This is a genomic window from Novosphingobium sp. AAP1 (assembly GCF_001295765.1).
In the GTDB taxonomy this organism is placed as follows: domain Bacteria; phylum Pseudomonadota; class Alphaproteobacteria; order Sphingomonadales; family Sphingomonadaceae; genus Novosphingobium; species Novosphingobium capsulatum.
Genome location: NZ_LJHO01000002.1, coordinates 475,567 through 495,292 on the forward strand (window position 1 = coordinate 475,567; position 19,726 = coordinate 495,292).

Consider the following 19,726-nt stretch of genomic DNA (forward strand, 5'->3'; position numbering starts at 1 on the left):
AAGTAATTATCGTCGCCCCGGGCTTGACCCGGGGTCCCGCTTCTTTGGACGGTGGAATAGTAAAGCGGGACCCCGGATCAAGTCCGGGGTGACGAAGAATAAAGTTATCGCAAAGGCCGCTTTTCCAGCTTTCTTGCCAGGGTGCGGCGGTGCATGCCCAGGCGCCGGGCGGCTTCGGAAATGTTGAAATCGCATTCCACCAGGGTGGAGTGAATATATTCCCATTCCACCGTCTTGATCGAGGTCTTGCGCGTATCGAGCGGCACGGTGGGATCGCCGCCGACGCGGCCAAAGGCTTCCTCGATATCGTCGGTGTTGGCAGGCTTGGCCAGATAGTGCGCCGCACCCAGCTTGATCGCTTCCACCGCCGTGGCGATCGAGGCGAAGCCGGTAAGGACGACGATACGCGTTTCGGGATCGCGTTCGGCCAGCATCTGCACGCAGGTGAGGCCAGAGCCAGTGCCGAGCTTCAGGTCCACCACGGCGAACTGGAAATCGTGCGCATCGAGCAGCACTTCCAGTTCATCGGGGCTGGCGGCATGCTCTACCGCATAGCCGCGCCGTTCGAACGAGCGACGCAGGGTGCGGGCAAAGGCAGGATCGTCTTCGACGATCACCAGGGGCAGGGCTTCGTCCTGCGCGGTGAGTTCCAGTTCGGGATCGGGCATGTTCATTCCCCCGTGCGATAGGCAAGCGAGGCCATCGGGATTTCCAGGCGCACCATCGCGCCGCGTGCCGTGCGGTTCTTCACCTCAACCCGGCCGCCCAGCTTGCGCACGACGTTGACGACTAGGAACAGTCCCAGCCCGCCGCCGTCGCGGCCCTTGGTGGAGTTGTAGGGGCGGCCGATCGATTCCAGCATGTCGGGCGCGAAACCGGGGCCGAGATCGAGCACGGTCAGCACGATGTCACCCCCGGTCATCTCGGCGCGGATTTCCACGAAATCGGGCGATACTTCCAGGGCGTTGTCGATGACATTGCCGATGATCTGGCGCAGCGCGGGATCGGCCACGATCGGGTGATCGGTCTCCACCATGTTGCGCAGGCGGATCACGCCATGGCCGCGCTCGTTCCATTCAGCCGCGATGGTGGCCAGGAAGTCGCCCAAGGTGGTGATCTGCGGGTTTTCGCCGCGCGCTTCCCCGGCACTGAGCAGGATGCCCGAGAGGATCGATTTGCAGCGCTTGAGTTCGGAAGCCATGTCCTGCAACTCTTCGCGCAGGTCCTGGTCGGCCATGATTGCGGGATGGCGCTGCCAATCGCCCAGGATGACCGACATCGTCGCCATCGGCGTGCCCAATTCGTGTGCAGCGCCCGAGGCGAGCAGGCCCAGACGCACGATGTGTTGTTCCTCGGTGGCCTGCTGGCGTAAGGCGGCCAGCGCCGTCTCGCTCTGCCGCCGGTTGCGGTCCATGCGGATCACGAAGAACACCAGCAGCGCGGCGACCAGCGCAAAGCAGACGAGATTGCCCAGTTGGAACAGCTCGATCGTGCCATCGAAAGTGCCGGTGGGCAGATCGAGCGGGCGATGGACGAAGGCCAGCCGGGTGACGATCAGCGCGGCCATGCCCGCCACGATCGCGCTCCAATTGGGCGGCAGCAGGATTGCCGCGATCACGATCTGCATGAGAAACAGGAAGGTGAAGGGGTTGGACGTGCCGCCGCTGAAATAGAGCTGCCAGGCCAGCGCCAGCATATCGAGCGTGAGCGCGCCGAGCAGTTCGACATGGCTATATCCCTCGCGCCCGCGATCGAGCAGCAGGGTCAGGCCATTGATCACCACCATCAGCACCGGCACGGCCACCAGCGGCGCCACATCGAGCTTGACGCCCAGCACCCGCACGCTGACCCAGATCGCCACGAGCTGGCCCACGGCAGCAACCCAGCGCAGTTGCACCAGCAGCGCCATGTTGCGCGCGCTGGCCGCGGGATAGATCGGACGGGTGGAGGAAAGGGGCGGGGTGGCGCTCATCGCGCCTTGCGCCATACCATGATTGCCGCGCCAAGCGAGAGGGCGCAAAGGGCAAACCAGGTCAGCGCATAGGACAGGTGATTGTTGGGAAACGCGATGACCGTGAGGCCGGGCACCGGCACGGGCTGGGCTGTGGGACGCGGCGTTTCCACTTGCGCGTCGAGGAAATAGCGCGGCTCTGCCACGACCCCGCGGCGCATGTTCATGACCGGCAGATCGCGCGCATACCAGCGCTCTGCCTCGGGCCGGTTGGCGCGAAGGAACGTGCCCTTGGGCTCGCTCGGGCGGATCAGGCCGATGATGGAAACGGGGGTAACGGGAACGGCGCGGCGGGCGGTATCGAGCCGGGTGCCCATCGGCACGAAGCCACGGTTGATCCACACCGGGGCCTGGCCGGGCGTGGCCAGGGGCACCATGACCCAATAGCCATTGCCCAGCGTGCTGGTGGCCGTGGCCAGAACGGTGGCGGCGGGGATGAACCGGCCGGTGATCGCCACGCGATGATAGGCAAGCCGATCAATGGCGCCAGCGGGCACGGCGGCGATGGAGACAGGCGCTGCATGCACGGCGCGCGTCACATCGGCAATCAGCGCCTCTTTCCAGGCGAGGCGCTTTACCTGCCAGATGCCCAGGCCGGCAAAGGTCAGCGCCAGGACCAGCAGAATCGAAACGGGCAGCAAGCGCTGCCTGCTGCCCGTTTGCGAAGTCATGATCAGTCCATCTGCTCGGCGTGCATCGGCATCATGTTGTGGTTCATATGGTACATCACCCACATCGAACCAGAGATGACGATCAGCACGACCACGGCGGTGAAGATCAGGGCCAGCATGTTCCAGCCCCCTTCGGCCTTGCCGTTCATGTGCAGGAAGTAAATCATGTGGACCACCACCTGGACCACGGCAAAGGCCGCGATGACGATGGCAGTGGTGTTCTTGTCGGCAATGGCGCCGCTCATCACCAACCAGAACGGAATGGCGGTGAGCACCACCGACAGCACGAAGCCGATGACATATTCGCGCAGCGAGCCGTGCGGTTCGTCATGGTGGTGGCCGATGGCGTGGGGATTGGCATCCCCGTGCGCGTGGCGGTGGGCCAGGTCGGTATAGTTCTTCGCGCTCATCGCAGCATCCCCATCAGGTAGACGAAGGTGAAGACGCCGATCCACACGACGTCGAGGAAGTGCCAGAACAGCGACAGGCACATCAGGCGCCGCTTGTTGGCCTGGATCAGGCCCTTGCGCGAAACCTGCACCACCAGCGTGAACAGCCAGATCAGGCCGAACGTGACGTGCAGCCCGTGGGTGCCGACCAGCGTGAAGAACGCCGAAAGGAACGCGCTGCGCTGGGGCGTGGCGCCTTCGTGGATAAGGTTGGAGAATTCGTAGAGCTCGATCGACAGGAACGCCGCGCCGAACACGGCGGTGACCAGCAGCCACATCTGCGTCTGGCTGACCGAGCCGCGCTGCATCGCCAGCATGGCAAAGCCATAGGTGATCGACGAGAACAGCAGCATCGAGGTGTTCACCGCCACCAGGGGCAGCTCGAACAACTCGCGCGGGCCGGGCCCGGCGGCATAGTTGCCGCCGAGCACGCCGAACGCTGCGAACAGCATGGCGAAGATGAGACAGTCGCTCATCAGGTAGATCCAGAAGCCCAGCATGGTGCTGTGGCCTTCGGGATGGTCATGCTCGTTCAAGTCCCAGAACTTGCCCAGCTTGGTCAGCGAGGCAGGCAGGGGAGCCGAATGGCCCGAGCTATGGATAGCATCGCTCATGCGGCGGCTCCCTGGTTCTGGGCAACGCGTTCCAGCTGGGCCGTACGCTGCGCCTCGACGGCGGCAACGTCTTCGGCCGGGATGTGGTAATCGCGCTTGTAGTTGAAGGTGTGGGCGATGGCGCTCACGAGCAGTGCCACGAAGCTGGCCCCGGCCATCCACCAGATATGCCAGATCAGGGCAAAGCCAAGCGCCGTGCTGATGCCAGCCAGGATCACGCCTGCACCCGTGTTGCTGGGCATGTGGATCGGGCGATAGCCATCAAGCGGACGGCCGACGCCGGCGCGCTTCATGTCTTCCCAGGCATCGAGATCGTGCACGATCGGGGTGAAGGCAAAGTTGTAGGCCGGCGGGGGCGAGCTGGTGGCCCACTCCAGCGTGCGGCCATTCCACGGATCGCCGCTTTCGTCCTTGAGCTCTTCGCGCTTCCAGATCGACACGCCATACTGCACGACCATCGCGCCGATGCCGGCGGCGATCAGCACCGCGCCCAGCAGGGCAACAATGAAGTAGGGCTGCAGGCTGGGATCGTCGAACACGCGGGTCCGGCGGGTCACGCCCATCAGGCCCATGATGTAGAGCGGGGTGAACGCCAGCCAGAAGCCCGGCACCCAGCACCAGAAGCTGACCTTGCCCCAGAACTGGTTGAGCTTGAAGCCAAAGGCCTTGGGCCACCAGTAGTTGATCGCGGCAAACGTACCGAACACCACGCCGCCGATGATCACGTTGTGGAAGTGCGCGATCAGGAACAGCGAGTTGTGCAGCACGAAGTCGGCCGGAGGCACGGCCAGCAGCACGCCGGTCATGCCGCCGATCGTGAAGGTGAGCATGAACGCCACCGTCCACATCATCGGCAGGTCAAAGCGGATGCGGCCGCGGTACATCGTGAACAGCCAGTTGAACAGCTTGGCCCCGGTGGGGATGGAGATCACCATGGTGGTGATGCCGAAGAAGCTGTTGACGCTGGCGCCCGAACCCATCGTGAAGAAGTGGTGCAGCCACACGACGTAGGACAGGATGGTGATAACCACGGTGGCGTAGACCATCGAGGTGTAGCCGAACAGGCGCTTGCCCGAGAAGGTCGAGGTGACTTCCGAGAACACGCCGAAGATCGGCAGGATGAGGATGTAAACTTCCGGGTGGCCCCAGATCCAGATGAGGTTGACATACATCATCGGGCTGCCGCCGAAGTCGTTGGTGAAGAAGTTGGTCCCCACGTAACGGTCGAGCGAGAGCAGCACGAGAACGGCGGTCAGCACCGGGAAGGAGGCGACGATCAGCACGTTGGTGCACAGCGCGGTCCAGGTGAACACCGGCATGCGCATCAGCGTCATGCCCGGGGCACGCATCTTGATGATCGTGGCAATCAGGTTGATGCCCGACAGCGTGGTGCCGACACCTGCCACCTGCAGCGACCAGATGTAGTAGTCCACGCCGACGCCAGGGCTGTAGGCCAGGCCCGACAGCGGCGGGAAAGCCAGCCAGCCGGTCTGGGCAAATTCACCCAGGAACAGCGAGGCCATGACCAGCACGGCGCCGCCGGTGGTCATCCAGAAGCTGAAGTTGTTGAGGAACGGGAACGACACGTCGCGCGCACCGATCTGCAGCGGCACAACATAGTTCATCAACCCGGTCACGAACGGCATCGCGGCAAAGAAGATCATGATCACGCCGTGGGCGGTGAAGACCTGATCATAGTGATGCGCGTTGAGATAGCCGTCGCTGCCGTTGAACGCCATCGCCTGCTGCAAGCGCATCATCAGCGCGTCGGCAAAGCCGCGCATGAACATCACCAGGCCCAGGATCATGTACATGACCCCGATCTTCTTGTGATCGACGCTGGTGAACCATTCTTTCCAGAGATAGCCCCAGAGGCGGAAATAGGTGAGGGCCCCCACCAGCGCGATCCCGCCAAGGATCACACCAACGAAGGTGACCGCCACGATCGGTTCGTGGAGGAAGGGAAGCTGCTCAAGGGAAATGCGTCCCAGGAGCGGAGACCACGGCGGTGGGGCAGTGGCGGGAAGGGGGACAGCGGTCATCGCAATATCCATCGGTCAGAAAAATGGGGCCGGATCAAATCTGGTGCGGCGTATCGGATCGGCAACCTGCCTCAAGAGGCAGGCTGCAGTAGCGGGCCGGCCAGGCTGACCCGGGGACCAGTTGCCTGGTTGATCCCGGCGCCACGCAGGCGATCGAGCGTCTTGGGCAGAGGCGCGTCACCGCTGGGTGCGGCCATCGGGCGGTTGTCGCTGCAATAGGCCTTCACGAAGCGGTCGGTCTGGGCCACGACGCTGCCAGGCAGGACCGGCGTTTCGGTGGCGCGGCCGTTCTTGTCATAGGTCAGCGCGGCCACGTTGAGGCGCGCGGCTTCCTTGCCCACGCCGCCCTTGGCGTCGAGCATGGCCATCTGGCTCATGCAGATCTTGCCGGGCTGCACGCAGAGATCGACAACGGCGTTGAACAGATCGGGAGCGACGCCGGCATAGTGACGCACCGGATCGGCAATGCTGGGCTTGTCGAGCTGGAGATAGGCATCGCGGCTGAGCATGCCGTCGTTCTTGCCGGCCTTCACGCTGGCCACCCACTGGTCGAACTGCGCATCGGACACGGCACGCGTGGCAAAGTGCATCTGCGAGAAGCCCGCGCCGCTGAAGTGTGCGGAAATGCCCTTGAACGCGCCTTCCTGGTTGAACACGGCGTGCAGCTTGGTTTCCATGCCGGGCATGGTGTAGATCATGCCGGCCAGCGCGGGGACATAGAAGGTGTTCATGACGGTGGACGAGGTCATGCGGAAGCGCAGCGGCCGGCCGGCGGGAACCACCAGTTCATTGACCGTGGCGATGTTCTGTTCGGGATAGATGAACAGCCACTTCCAGTCCATCGACACCACTTCCACCTCTACCGGCTTGGCATTGGCGGCGACCGGGGTCTGCGCATCAATGCGCGAAATCGCGCGATAGGGATCGAGCAGGTGAGTGCCGACCCAGGTGACCGCGCCCAGCGCGATGATGATCATCAGCGGTGCGGCCCAGATCATCAGTTCCAGCTGGGTGGAGTGGTTCCAGTCCGGATCGTACTTGGCCTCGGTGTTGGTGGCGCGGTAACGCCACGCGAAAATGACAACCGTGGCCATGACAGGCACGACGATCAACAGCATGAGCAACGTGGCCACAATGACCAGATCGCCCTGCTGGCGAGCGACATCGCCCGCGGGGTTGAGCACGACCCAGTCGCAGCCGGCAAGCGGCAGGGCCAGGAGCGGGACGATGGCGCAGCGCAGCAGGCGCGCCCGATTCAAGAGTTTCGCACGCATGTGGCGCACCTAGAAGCGCTGGGCCGTGCAAACGATAGGACATTTTGTCCAATCCCCTTCGCGGCTGCACAAAGACAATAGGGCACATAAGGGCAGGTCGCATGCGTGCGGCCGGCCGGTCGGCGCGTTTGCGAGAAATGCGCGGGATCCAAGGAGTTTGTGTCAGTCATGACTGCTGCCGTAGTCGATAATCACGAAGGGCTGGGGAGCGATTCCCACGCCGGGCACGGTTCGATTTCCCCGGGCGAGATCGCCATCGGCGTGATCATCGGGCGGACCTCGGAGTTCTTCGACTTCTTCGTCTATGCGATCGCTTCGGTGATCGTGTTCCCCAAGGTCTTCTTTCCTTACCTGGACCCGCTCAACGCCACGCTGGCGTCGTTTGCGGTGTTCCCGCTGGCGTTCATCGCCCGCCCGGTCGGCTCGCTGTTCTTCATGTGGCTTGACCGTGCATTCGGCCGTGGCTTCAAGCTGACGGTGGCGCTGTTCGGCCTGGGTGGCTCGACCGCGGCGATCGCGTTCCTGCCCGGCTATGCCGAAATCGGCCACAACGCGGTGCTGCTGCTCGCGCTGTTCCGCCTGGGCCAGGGCTTTGCGCTGGGCGGCACGTGGGATGGCCTGGCCTCGCTGCTGGCGCTTAATGCGCCGGCGGGCAAGCGTGGCTGGTATGCCATGATCCCGCAGCTGGGCGCGCCGCTCGGCCTGATCGTGGCCAGCCTGCTGTTCGCGTTCTTCACCGCCTCGCTGCCGGCTGACGATTTCCTGTCGTGGGGCTGGCGCTTCCCTTTCTTCGTGGCCTTTGCGATCAACGTGGTGGCGCTGTTCGCGCGCTTGCGCATCGTGGTGACGCCGGAATTCCAGCGCCTGTTCGAATCGCGTGACCTTGTCGCCGAAAGCGCGCTCGTCACCATCCGCGAACAGTGGAAGACCATCCTGATCGGCGCCTTTGCACCGCTCGCCAGCTTTGCGCTGTTCCACATGGTCACGGTGTTCCCGCTGTCGTGGGTGTTCATCTTCACCTCGGAAGAGCCGACCCGCTTCCTTACCATCGAAGCCATCGCCGCTGCCGTGGGCGTGGCCGCGATCGTCATCTCGGGCCTGGTGGCCGACCGCGTTGGCCGCCGCACCCTGCTGGGCTTCTCGGCCGCCGCGATTGCCGCGTTCTCGGGCTTTGCCCCGCAGTTGCTGGGCATTGGCGTGGCCGGCGAAGTGTCGTTCATGCTCACCGGCTTCGTGCTGCTGGGCATTTCGTTCGGGCAGTCTTCGGGTGCCGTGGCCGATGCCTTCGAAACCCGCCACCGCTACACCGGCTCGGCGCTGACCAGCGACTTGGCCTGGCTGCTGGGCGCGGGCTTTGCGCCCTATGCGGCGCTGTGGCTGTCGGCCAACTATGGCCTGCTGGCTTCGGGTGCCTACCTCCTGTCGGGTGCGATCGGCACGATCGTAGCACTGTGGGCCAACCGCACCGCGGCGACCAACTGAGCCATCTGGCAAAGCAACAAAAAGGGGCGGTTCGGATCAATCCGAACCGCCCCTTTTTTGTGTTCACCAACGGTGATCAGGCTGTTCTCCCCCTCCTCGTCAGAGGAGGGGGCGGGGGGGTGGTGGAAGCCTTGCGCTTTGCCTCGCACCCCCAACCCCCTCCTCTGAAGAAGAGGGGACTTTTTACGATCAGGCGTGCCGTGCGGCCTGCACCGTGTTGCTCAGCAGGCAGGCGATGGTCATCGGCCCGACGCCACCGGGCACCGGCGTGACGGCACGGGCATGGGCCATTTCGTGCGCGGCGCAATCGCCCACCAGCCGCGTGGTGCCATCGGCTTGGGCCACGCGGGTAATGCCAACGTCAATCACCACCGCGCCCGGCTTGATCCAATCCCCCTTGACCAGTTCGGGCGCGCCGGCGGCGGCCACCACGATATCGGCCTTGCGCACGATATCGGGCAGGCCCTGGGTGGCAATGTGGGTGACCGTCACGGTGCACTCGCGCTCCAGCAGCAGCATGGCCACCGGCTTGCCGACGATGTTGGACTTGCCGATCACCACGGCATCGAGCCCGCGATAGTTGTCGATCACCGTATCGAGCAGCATCATGCAGCCCAGCGGCGTGCAGGGCACCAGGCCGCCGGTGCCGGTGGACAGGCGCCCGACATTGACCGGATGGAACCCATCCACGTCCTTGGCCGGATCAATCGCGTCGAGCACCTTGCCGGCATCGATCTGCGCCGGCAGCGGCAGCTGCACCAGGATGCCATGCACCGTGGCATCGGCATTGAGCGCGGCGATCAGGGCGAGCAGGTCTTCCTCTGCGGTATCGGCGGGCAGGCGATGCTCGATCGAATGGATGCCGACCTTGGCACACTGGCTGATCTTGCGCCCGACATAGACCTCGCTGGCCGGGTCATTGCCGACCAGCACCACGGCCAGGCCAGGAGCGCTGTGGCCTGCAGCCACCATCTGCGCCACCGCCTCTGCCGTCGTGACCGACAGTGCGCGGGCGATTGCCTTGCCATCGATGAGCGTTGCCATGTTCTCTCCCTTGACAGTTTGCCAATGCGGCTTGGTGCAGCACGCGCTCCTATCGCAAACATTGTATGTGTTGCATACAAATTTCGCCATCTCGCGCAGGCTACGGACAAAAAAAGGGCCGGTCGGAAATCCGATCGGCCCGGGAAGTTTTGGGAGAGGATGCCTGAAAGGCCTTATCTGGATGACCCAATCGCCGCGGCGAGGCAAATGCGTTTCACGCAACGCAACATGCATTTAATGCAATTCACTTCCTTGAAAACGCTGGATTGACAGCGGCAGCCAAGCAGAATCCCTGAAAATGCAAACGATTTTATGATTTTGCAGCGCAGCGCTGTCAGACCGCGATCCAGCCCAGAAAAAATACCAATCCAAAATGCATTGGTATGCATCTGTGGCCGCAACTGGCCGCAACGGCCTTGCAGGATGGCTCCTGCCGTCGCGCACCGTCGCCAAGGCCACGAATCACCCGGCCAAAAGGTCCTGCGCCAGCGCTTCTGCCGCGCGAATGCCGTCGACCGCCGCCGAAAGAATGCCGCCGGCATAGCCAGCGCCTTCGCCTGCCGGATAGAGCCCCCGGGTATTGAGGCTTTGCAGATCCTTGCCGCGGGTGATCCGCACTGGCGAAGACGTGCGCGTTTCCACCCCCGTCATCACCACATCGGGATGATCATAGCCCGCCATCTGCCGACCGAAGACGGGAAGCGCCTCGCGCAGCGCGTCGGTGACGAAATCGGGCAGGCATTCTTCCAGCGCGGTTAGATGCACGCCCGGCTGATAGGATGGCACGATGCTGCCGAACGCGCTGCTGGGCTTGCCGGCCAGGAAATCACCCACCTTCTGGCCCGGCGCCTGATAATTCGATCCGCCGGCCACGAAGGCCCGCTCTTCCCAATGGCGTTGCAGCGCAATGCCGGCCAGCGGATGGCCAGGGAAATCGCGCTCGGGCGTGATGTCCACCACCAGGCCCGAGTTGGCGTTGAATTCAGCGCGGGAATATTGGCTCATCCCGTTGGTCACCACGCGGCCTTCCTCGCTGGCGGCAGCGACCACGCGCCCGCCCGGGCACATGCAGAAGCTATAGACCGAACGCCCATTGCTGCACTGGTGCGCCAGGGCATAGGCCGCCGGCCCCAGGATGGGATGCTTGGCACAGGCGCCATAGCGGGCCTGATCGATCAGGCTTTGCGGATGCTCGATCCGCACGCCGATGGCAAAGGGCTTGGCCTCGATATGCACGCCGCGCTGATACAGCACTTCGAACGTATCGCGCGCCGAATGGCCGACCGCCATGATGACGCGGCGCGCGGGCAGGTATTCACCGTTGGACAAGTGCAGGCCGGCAAGGCGGCGCTCGCCGGCGGCGTCGGTCTCGACCGCAAAATCGTCCACCCGCGTGCCAAAGCGGTATTCGCCGCCCAGCTTCTCGATCGTCTCGCGCATCGACATGACCATCGTGACCAGGCGGAACGTGCCGATATGGGGGTGCGCTTCGGTCAGGATATCATCGGGCGCGCCGGCTTTCACGAACTCCACCAGCACCTTGCGGCCCAGGTGGCGCGGGTCCTTGATGCGGCTGTAGAGCTTGCCATCGGAAAAGGTGCCGGCGCCGCCTTCACCGAACTGCACGTTGGATTCCGGCGTCAGCACCGATTTGCGCCATAGCGCCCAGGTATCCTTGGTGCGTTCGCGCACGGCCTTGCCACGCTCGATGATGATCGGGCGCAGGCCCATCTGCGCCAGGATCAGCCCGGCCAGCAGGCCGCACGGGCCAGCACCGATCACCACCGGGCGCTCGCCTTCGCCCGCCTGCCACCCTTCGGGTGCGCGCACGGGAAAGCGGTAGGAAGTGTCGGGCGTGGGGCGCACATGATTGTCGCCAGCCAAGCGGACAAGCACTTCGGCCTCGTCCTGCGGGCTGAGCGTGACGTCAACCGCATAGACCAGCTGGATCGCGTTCTTGCGGCGCGCGTCGTTGCCGCGCTTGGCCACGGCATGGCGCAGGATCTGCGCTTCGGCCACGCCAAGCCGCGCGGCGATGGCCGGCAGCATGGCTTCGGGGGCGTGGTCGAGCGGCAGCTTGAGTTCGGTAAGGCGCAACATGGGGTGCGCCTCTACCCCTTGCGCCGCCAGAGGGAAAGCCGGATGAAGGGCCATGCGCTTCCTCCCCCTCGCGTTCGCTCCGCTTGCCGCCCTGCTGGCCTTGCCGGCCATGGCCGATGCCCCTGTGCCCACCAAGGCAGAGCGCACGCTGCACGAACGCCTGCTGACGCTCGATACCCACCTCGATACGCCGGCCTCGCTGGTCTTGCCGGGGTGGTCGATCGTGCAGCGCCACAGCGCCGGCGATGATTATACCCAGGTTGACGTGCCGCGCATGGTCGCGGGCGGGCTCGATGGTGGGTTCTGGGCGATCTATACGCCGCAGGGACCGCTCGATCCGGCCAGCACGCGCGCCGCGCGCGATTATGCGCTGCGCCGTGCCGTGGCGATCCACGCGATGGTCGCGGCCCATCCCCAGGACTTTGCCCTGGCAGACCGCGCCGCCGACGCCGCGCAGATCGCCGCCGGTGGCCGCCGCGTGGTCTATCTGTCGATCGAGAATGCCTGGCCGCTGGGCGATGATCCCACGCTGCTCCAGGCGTTCTACGCGCTGGGTGTGCGCATTTCCGGCTTTGCCCATTTCAAGACCAACCAGTTTGCCGACAGCAGCACCGACACGCCCAAGTGGGACGGGCTGAGCCCGGCAGGGGTGCAACTGCTGGCGGAAATGAACCGCCTGGGCGTGGTGCCCGATCTTTCGCACAGTTCCGACGCCGCGCTCGACGATGCGCTGCGCCTGTCAAAGACGCCGATCATCCTGACCCATTCGGGCTGCAAGGCGGTCTATGACCATCCGCGCAATATCGACGACGCGCATTTGCGCGCGCTGGCAGCGCAGGGTGGCGTCATCCAGATCAACTCGGTCTATGTCAAAAAGCTGGTGCAAAGCCCGCAACGCAAGGCCGCGCTTGATGCGCTGGAGCAACGCTTTCCCGAAGACCGCGTGTTGAGCGCGGCAGAGCGGGCCGATTATCTGGCGCAGCGCCATGCGATCGACAGGCAGTGGCCCGAGGTGCGCGCGGGCTTTGACGATGTGATGGCCAATCTGTTGCACGCCCTGAAAGTGGCGGGTGTCGATCATGTCGGCATCGGGCTGGATTGGGACGGCGGCGGCGGGGTGGCCGGCCTGGATGATGTGGCCGATCTGCCCAAGCTGACGGCTGCGCTGCTCCATGCCGGCTATAGCGAGGCGGACGTGGCCAAGATCTGGTCGGGCAACGTGCTGCGCGTGCTGGCCGCTGCACAAGCGGAGGCTGCGCGCGAACAGGCAATGGCCGGCGCTACCCTGCGCTAATTTTTGCAACGATCCGTTCCGATCATTGCGTTGGATCGATAGGGGGGTGGCAGCTATCATCGCCACCGACATGGCCGATCCCGTCCCGAACCACCGCGCCGCAGCGCCGCACGACGCCCAAGCGCTGCCCCGTACCGAGGCAGAGGCGCAAGCCCGCGCCGGGCAAGACGGGTGGCAGATTCCGGCGCCCTGCCTGCCCGGCGTTGTGGCGAACCTCGCGCTGCTGGCCCGCCATGCCGCGATCTTTGCCGGGGACGACCAGGCATGATTGCGGCGTTGGAGCAGGCGGCGGCAGTACGCGCCGGGCGCGTGCGCGCGCTCGATCTGGCGCAGGCGGCGCTTTCGCGCCTGGCGGCCGATCGCCATGTTGCCGTTACCCGCCTGTTGCCCGCCCGCGCGCTGGACGAAGCCGCGCGGATCGACGCACACGTGGCGCAAGGGATCGATCCTGGCCCGCTTGCCGGGGTGCCCTATGGCGTCAAGGATCTGTTCGACGTGGCGGGTGAGGTAACCACGGCCGGTTCGGCGGTGCGCGCCAATGCCGCGCCGGCCGCCAGCGATGCCGTGGCGATCACGCGCTTGCGCGATGCCGGGGCCGTGCTGGTGGCGACGCTGAACATGGACGAGTTCGCCTATGGCTTTGCCACGATCAACGCTCACCATGGCACCACGCGCAACCCGCACGATCCCACGCGCCTGGCGGGGGGATCATCCGGCGGATCGGCGGCCGTGGTGGCGGCCGGGCATCTGGCCTTTGCGCTGGGATCGGACACCAATGGCTCGATCCGCGTGCCGGCCAGCCTGTGCGGGCTTTATGGGCTGAAGCCCACGCATGCCGATCTGCCCGTGGATGGCACCTTTCCCTTTGCCCACAGCTTTGACGACATCGGGCCGTTTACTGGCAACCTGGCCGATCTGCGCGCGATCTGGACGATCCTGTCGGGCCATGCCGACGCCGCGCCGTTGGCGCCGCCGCGTGTGGGCATGCTGGGCGGTCGCTTTGCCGAAAACCTAGATCCGGCACAGCGCGTGGCGATCGCCGCTGTCGTGGGGCAGGGGCCGTGCCTCACCTTGCCCGATCTGGCGCGGTATCGTTCGGCGGCGTTCCTTATTACGGCCTATGAAGGCGGCAACCTGCACCGCGCCGACCTGGCGCGCGCGGCACTGGAATACGATCCCGCCGTGCGCGACCGGCTGATTGCCGGAAGCCTGCTGCCCCGCGCGCTCTATGATGCGGCGCAGGCGTTGCGGGCGCAGGCGCGGGCCGATATCGACGCGCTGTTCGAAGCGCAGGGCGTGGATGTGCTGGTCGCGCCCGCCGCACCCTGCGTCGCGCCGCTTATCGCCGATCCGCGCATCCTGATCGATGGCGCCATGGTGCCGGCGCGGGCCGATCTGGGCATTCATACCCAGCCGATCACGTTTCTGGGGCTGCCCGCGTTGTGCGTGCCCTTGGCGCGGCCCGGGCAATTGCCGCTGGGGCTGCAACTGATCGGCAGGCGCCATGGCGAAACGGCTCTTTTCGCGTGTGCACAAATGCTGGAAGAACAGGGCGTGGTCGGGGCAACCGCGCCGGGGGCACTCGCGCCGCAAGATTTCGCAGGGGAACGGCAATGACAGGTGGCATGGCGCAGCGGATCGGCGCCTATTTCGATTTTTCCGGGCGCGGCACGAACCTGCGCACCGAAGTGGTGGCGGGGGCCACCACGTTCCTGACCATGGCCTATATCGTGCTGGTCAATCCTTCGATCCTGGGTCAGGCGGGAATGCCGGTGGCGGCCGTGGCGGCGGCGACATGCTTTGCCGCGGCCTTTGCCTCGATCCTGATGGGGGTTGCCGCCAATACGCCGCTGGCCCTGGCACCGGGCATGGGCCTCAACGCCTATTTCGCGTTCACCGTGGTGGGGCAGATGCACGTGCCGTGGCAGGTGGGCCTGGGCTGCGTGATGATTTCGGGGCTGGTGTTCCTGATCCTGACGCTGACCGGGGTGCGCCAGCTGATCGTGGCAGTTATCCCGAATTATCTGTTTGCCGCCGTGGCCGGGGGCATCGGCCTGTTCATCGGCTTCATCGGGCTTAAGGATGCGGGCATTGTCGTGGGCAATCCGGCCACGCTGGTGGCGCTGGGCGATCTCAAGAGCGCGGGGCCGGCACTGGCGCTGCTGGGGCTGCTGATCATCGGCGTGCTGTCGGTGTGGAACGTGCGCGGCGCCATGCTGCTGGGCATCGTTGCCACCACGCTCGTCGGGTGGTTTGCCGGCATGGTTCACGTGGCGCCGCAGCCCTACTCGCTCGATGCGCTGACGGCCACCGCCTTCCAGCTCGATCTGCCCGGCGTGCTCAAGCTGTCGGGCGGGGTGGTCGAGATCGTCTTCGTGTTCCTGTTCGTCGATCTGTTCGACAATATCGGCACGCTCGTGGCCGTGACCAAGCGCGCCGGCCTGATGGACAAGGCGGGGCGCATTCCCGGCCTCAACCGCATTCTCATCACCGATGCCGTGGCTACCATGGTGGGCGCGCTGGCCGGCACCAGCACGGTGACGTCATACGTGGAAAGCGCGGCCGGCGTGCAGGCTGGCGGGCGCACCGGCCTGACCGCGATCGTCACCGGCGTGTTGTTCTTTGCCACGATGTTTGTAGCGCCCTATGCCCAGCTCGTGCCGCTGGCGGCCACCGCCCCGGCGCTGATCATCGTGGGCGGCCTGATGCTGCTGCCGTTGACCGAGGTGGAATGGGAAGACCCGATGGCGGCGATCCCGGCGTTCCTGACCGTGGCGATGATCCCGCTCACCTTCTCGATCGCCAATGGCCTGGCGCTGGGCATCACCGCCCATGCCGTGCTGACCCTGCTGCGCGGCCGGGCGCGCAAGAGCGACTGGTTCCTGTTCGTGCTGGCGGCGCTGTTCGTCGCCCGCTTCGTGTGGATGGGGGCAGCGTGATGCGGCGGATGAAAGCGATCCTGGCGGCCGCTGCCGCGCTGCTCGCCCTGCCGCAGGCCGCCCACGCCACGGCCACTGTGCTCGATCCCACGCCGCGTACGCTGGTACTCACCGCCTATGCCCCCGAATGGGAAGCCATGGCGGCGGTGATCACCCATGGCCGCCGCGTGAAGATCAACGATCGCGAGATCGTGCTGGGTACGCTGGCGGGGCGCCCGGTGATCCTGATGTCGAGTGGCGTCAGCATGGTCAATGCGGCGATGAACACCCAGCTGGCGATCGACCATTTCAAGGTCAAGCGCGTGGTCTTTTCCGGCGTGGCCGGCGGGGTGGACCCGGCGCTCAATATCGGGGACGTTGCCGTGCCCGAACACTGGGGCCAGTATCTGGAAGTGATGTTTGCCCGCCAGACCGACCACGGCTGGCAGACCCCGGCGCCAAGCCCGGCCGGCGCGCCGGAAAATTGGCAGTTCATCTTTCCCAATGGCACGCGCGTGGGCAATGCGGCGCAGCCTGCTACCAACCACATCCTGCTCGACGCTGATCCCGCGCTTGTCGCGCTGGCCCGCAAGGTGACTGCCGGCCTCACGCTCAAGCGCTGCGTGGCGCCTTCGTCCGGGATGAGCGCGGAGGCCAAGCTGTGCCTGCCGCATGATCCCAAGGTTGAGGTGGGCGGCACCGGCGTTTCGGCCGGCGTCTATGCCGACAATGCCCAATTCCGCGAATACCTGTTCCGCGCCTGGCATGCCCGCCTGCTCGACATGGAAAGCGCCGCGGTGATCCAGGTGGCCTATGCCAACCGCGTGCCGGCGATCGTGTTCCGCTCGCTGTCTGACCTGGCGGGCGGGGACGCCGATCGCAACATGGAATATGTGTTCGATCACCTGGCATCGGTAAACGCGGCCACGGTAGTACGCGCTTTCGTCGCTGGCCTGCCGGATTGAGCGGCGCCATGGCACGAACTCTTCACACCGTCAGCGGACGTGGCGGCATCGTGACGGCACCGCATTACCTGGCTGCAGAGGCCGGCCTCGATGTGCTGAAAGACGGCGGCAGCGCTGCGCAGGCGACAATCGCGGTCGCCGCGACGCTGGCGGTCGTCTATCCGCACATGACCGGGATCGGCGGCGATGGCTTCTGGCTGATCCGCGAGAGCGACGGCCGCGTTCATGGCGTGCATGGCGTGGGCGGCGCGGCGCAAGCGGCTGATCTGGCGCGCTATGCGGGGCATGCCACGGTGCCGTGGCGTGGGCCGCTGGCGGCGAATACCGTGGCGGGCACGCTGTCTGCCTGGCAGGCCGTGCTGGCCAGCGAACCGGCGCCACTGCCGCTCAGCCGCCTGCTTGCCCCGGCCATTGCCCTTGCCGAAGCCGGCGTTGCCGTCACTGCCGGCCATGCCGCGCTGGCCCTGGCCAAGGGGCCGGAACTGCGCGCGCAGCCTGGCGCCTACGCGGCCACGTTCGAGCCAGACGGACGCCCGCTGAATGAGGGCGAGGTGCTGCGCCAGCCCGCCCTGGCGCAGACACTGCGCCGCCTGGCCGAGGCGGGGATCGAAGATTTCTACACCGGCGCGCTCGGCGATCTGGTGGCGGCCGATCTTGGCGCGTTGGGTAGCCCGGTGGGCGCCGCAGACCTGGCCGCCCATCGCGCGCTGCGGCCTGCGCCGCTCTCCGTGGCGACCCAGGCCGGGCGACTTTACAACAGCGCGCCGCCCACGCAGGGTATCGCCTCGCTGCTGATCCTGGCCCTGGCGGAACAGGCCGGCTGCGGCCCTGGCGAAAGCTTTGGCCATGTCCATACGCTGGTGGAAGCGACCAAGCAGGCCTTCCTGTGGCGTGACGCGCACTGCGGCGATGCGGCCTATATGGCGCGTGATGCGCAAGGCCTGCTCGATGATGCCGACGCACGCGCCGCGATGGCCGCGCAGATCGATCCGGACCGCGCGCTGCCCTGGCCGCAGCCTTCGCAATGGGGCGATACCTGCTGGTTTGGCGCGGCCGATGCGCAGGGGCAGGTGGTTTCGGCGATCCAGAGCACCTATTTCGAATTCGGCTCTGGCCTTGTGCTGCCGCAAACCGGGATCACCTGGCAGAACCGGGGCGCATCGTTCCGCCTGGCCGAAACCGGCTGGAACGCGCTCAAGCCTGGGCGCAAGCCGTTCCACACGCTCAACCCCGCATTGGCCGAACTGACCGACGGGCGGGTGATGGCCTATGGCACGATGGGCGGGGAAGGACAGCCGCAGACCCAGGCCGCGCTGTTCTCGCGTCATGTCTGGCACGGCATGGACCTGCAGGAGGCCATATCGGCGCCGCGCTGGCTGCTGGGCCGCACCTGGGGTGAGGACAGCACCACGCTCAAGATCGAAGACGGGCTCGATCCGGCCGTCTATGCCGCGCTGGAGCAAGCCGGCCATGTGGTGGAACGCGTCGGCCCGCTGACCGCGATGATGGGCCATGCCGGGGCGGTGGTGCGCGAGGCCGATGGCGCGCTGTATGGCGCGACCGATCCGCGCAGCGACGGGGGTGTTGCCGCATGGTGAGCGGCGGTGGGATGCGCGCGGTGGAGCGCTGCCGGGCGCTGGGCCAGGCGCCCTTTTCCGACATGGCCGGCGGGCTTTATCGCGGGTGGCTGTCCCCCGCGCACCGCGCCAGCCTGGCACAGCTTGCTGCGTGGATGGCAGAGGCCGGCATGACCACCCATGTGGATGGCGCGGCCAACCTCATCGGGCGCTATCCCGGCACCGGCAATGGGCCGCCGCTGATCATTGGCAGCCACATCGACAGCGTGCGCGATGGCGGCGTCTATGATGGTCCGCTTGGCGTGATGCTGGGCATCGAATGCATCGCCGCGCTTCATGCCGCCGGACGCCGGATGCCCTTCGCGATCGAGGTGATCGCCTTTGGCGACGAGGAAGGCAGCCGCTTTCCCGCCGCGATGTTGACCAGCAAGGCACTCGCCGGCCTGCTCGATACGGTGCCCGAGATGGCCGATGCCCAAGGGGTTGCACTGGCCGAGGCACTGGGCGAATGGGGCCTTTCCCCGCAAACCCTACTGGCTGCGCGCCATCGCGGCGCCTTGGCCTATCTCGAGGCACATATCGAGCAGGGACCGGTGCTGGAAGCCGAGGGGCTGGCGCTGGGCGTGGTAACCGGCATCGCCGCGCAACTGCGCTACGAGGTAACGGTAACGGGCCTGGCCGGCCACGCCGGAACATCGGCCATGCCGCTGCGCCGCGATGCGCTGGCAGGTGCGGCCGAGATGATCCTGGCGATCGAGCGCATCGCCCAGGCCGACGCCAGCGATCTGGTGGCCACGGTGGGCCGGATCGAGGCGGCGCCTGGCGCGGCCAACGTCATCGCCGGGCACGTGTGCTTTACCATCGACGTGCGTGCCGGCGAGGCCGTGCGGCGTGACCGCGCGGCGGCGGCCATCCTGGCCGAGATCGCGACGATTGCCACGCAACGCGGCCTGGGCGTCAGCCACCGCCTGATCCACGATCTGCCGCCTTCGCCCTGTGATCCGGCGCTGATGGAGCAGTTGGAATCCGCGCTGGTGGCCGCCGGCCATCCTCCGCGCCGCCTGGTTTCCGGTGCTGGGCACGATGCCATGAACCTGGCGCATCTGGCCCCCACGGCCATGCTGTTCATCCGCTGCCGCGACGGCATCAGCCACAACCCTGCCGAGCATGTGGAACCGGCCGACGCGCAAGGCGCCTTGGCGGTGATGCTGGGCTTTATCGACAATCTGGGAGCGTCCTGTGCTTGATCCCCTGCTTTTTGGCGAAATCGACCCGCCGCAGCGCC

General features: G+C 66.0%; 17 protein-coding genes. 8 read left to right on the forward strand and 9 right to left on the reverse strand.

Annotated elements, in window-relative coordinates; all coding sequences use genetic code 11:
• Positions 1-104: 104 nt before the first annotated feature.
• From IP65_RS06085 to cyoA, 7 genes are all read right to left on the reverse strand, one after another.
• Positions 105-674, reverse strand: coding sequence for a response regulator transcription factor (locus tag IP65_RS06085; protein ID WP_022677275.1), 570 nt, complete (start codon positions 672-674; stop codon positions 105-107).
• A complete protein-coding gene (locus tag IP65_RS06090) occupies positions 671-1,972 on the reverse strand; it encodes an ATP-binding protein (protein WP_051146404.1) in 1,302 nt (433 codons plus the stop codon). The genes IP65_RS06085 and IP65_RS06090 overlap by 4 nt, the downstream gene beginning before the upstream one ends.
• Complete coding sequence (locus IP65_RS06095; protein WP_054131125.1) at positions 1,969-2,682, reverse strand: SURF1 family protein; 714 nt, start codon at positions 2,680-2,682, stop codon at positions 1,969-1,971. The genes IP65_RS06090 and IP65_RS06095 overlap by 4 nt, the downstream gene beginning before the upstream one ends.
• A gap of 2 nt (positions 2,683-2,684) precedes the next feature.
• Positions 2,685-3,092, reverse strand: a complete 408-nt coding sequence (cyoD, locus tag IP65_RS06100; protein ID WP_022677272.1) for a cytochrome o ubiquinol oxidase subunit IV — start codon at positions 3,090-3,092, stop codon at positions 2,685-2,687.
• Entirely contained in the window at positions 3,089-3,745 is a 657-nt protein-coding gene (gene cyoC / locus IP65_RS06105; protein WP_054131126.1) for a cytochrome o ubiquinol oxidase subunit III, read from the reverse strand. The genes cyoD and cyoC overlap by 4 nt, the downstream gene beginning before the upstream one ends.
• The gene (gene cyoB / locus IP65_RS06110) at positions 3,742-5,787 is read right to left on the reverse strand and encodes a cytochrome o ubiquinol oxidase subunit I (RefSeq protein ID WP_054131256.1); all 2,046 of its coding nucleotides are present in this window, start codon (positions 5,785-5,787) and stop codon (positions 3,742-3,744) included. The genes cyoC and cyoB overlap by 4 nt, the downstream gene beginning before the upstream one ends.
• Before the next feature lie 71 nt (positions 5,788-5,858).
• Positions 5,859-7,061: a ubiquinol oxidase subunit II gene (gene cyoA / locus IP65_RS06115; protein ID WP_054131127.1), complete on the reverse strand. Its 1,203-nt coding sequence runs from the start codon at positions 7,059-7,061 to the stop codon at positions 5,859-5,861.
• A 168-nt stretch (positions 7,062-7,229) separates the two neighbouring features.
• On the opposite strand from cyoA, the gene IP65_RS06120 reads away from it, so the two are divergent.
• On the forward strand, positions 7,230-8,543 hold the full coding sequence (locus IP65_RS06120; RefSeq protein ID WP_022677268.1) for an MFS transporter: 1,314 nt from the start codon (positions 7,230-7,232) through the stop codon (positions 8,541-8,543).
• 189 nt (positions 8,544-8,732) lie between these two features.
• Here IP65_RS06120 and IP65_RS06125 read toward each other — a convergent pair whose 3' ends face one another.
• A complete protein-coding gene (locus IP65_RS06125; RefSeq protein ID WP_022677267.1) occupies positions 8,733-9,587 on the reverse strand; it encodes a bifunctional 5,10-methylenetetrahydrofolate dehydrogenase/5,10-methenyltetrahydrofolate cyclohydrolase in 855 nt (284 codons plus the stop codon).
• 462 nt (positions 9,588-10,049) lie between these two features.
• Positions 10,050-11,687 (reverse strand): NAD(P)/FAD-dependent oxidoreductase, encoded by a 1,638-nt coding sequence (locus tag IP65_RS06130; protein ID WP_022677266.1) that lies wholly within the window; start codon positions 11,685-11,687, stop codon positions 10,050-10,052.
• 52 nt (positions 11,688-11,739) lie between these two features.
• On the opposite strand from IP65_RS06130, the gene IP65_RS06135 reads away from it, so the two are divergent.
• Genes IP65_RS06135 through IP65_RS06165 form a run of 7 tightly spaced genes read left to right on the forward strand, consistent with a single transcriptional unit; the run spans position 11,740 to position 19,688 of the window.
• Positions 11,740-12,981, forward strand: coding sequence for a dipeptidase (locus IP65_RS06135; protein ID WP_022677265.1), 1,242 nt, complete (start codon positions 11,740-11,742; stop codon positions 12,979-12,981).
• A 46-nt stretch (positions 12,982-13,027) separates the two neighbouring features.
• Positions 13,028-13,249, forward strand: coding sequence for a hypothetical protein (locus tag IP65_RS06140; protein WP_022677264.1), 222 nt, complete (start codon positions 13,028-13,030; stop codon positions 13,247-13,249).
• Entirely contained in the window at positions 13,246-14,598 is a 1,353-nt protein-coding gene (locus tag IP65_RS06145) for an AtzE family amidohydrolase (protein ID WP_054131128.1), read from the forward strand. The genes IP65_RS06140 and IP65_RS06145 overlap by 4 nt, the downstream gene beginning before the upstream one ends.
• Before the next feature lie 8 nt (positions 14,599-14,606).
• On the forward strand, positions 14,607-15,920 hold the full coding sequence (locus IP65_RS06150; protein WP_022677263.1) for a solute carrier family 23 protein: 1,314 nt from the start codon (positions 14,607-14,609) through the stop codon (positions 15,918-15,920).
• An 8-nt stretch (positions 15,921-15,928) separates the two neighbouring features.
• Positions 15,929-16,864, forward strand: coding sequence for a 5'-methylthioadenosine/S-adenosylhomocysteine nucleosidase (locus IP65_RS06155; RefSeq protein ID WP_028658121.1), 936 nt, complete (start codon positions 15,929-15,931; stop codon positions 16,862-16,864).
• An 8-nt stretch (positions 16,865-16,872) separates the two neighbouring features.
• Positions 16,873-18,462 carry a gamma-glutamyltransferase family protein gene (locus IP65_RS06160; protein ID WP_054131129.1) on the forward strand — a complete coding sequence of 530 codons (1,590 nt, stop codon included), beginning with the start codon at positions 16,873-16,875 and terminating at the stop codon, positions 18,460-18,462.
• Positions 18,456-19,688, forward strand: a complete 1,233-nt coding sequence (locus tag IP65_RS06165) for an allantoate amidohydrolase (RefSeq protein WP_022674656.1) — start codon at positions 18,456-18,458, stop codon at positions 19,686-19,688. Before IP65_RS06160 ends, IP65_RS06165 begins: the two co-directional genes overlap by 7 nt.
• Positions 19,689-19,726 lie beyond the last annotated feature (38 nt).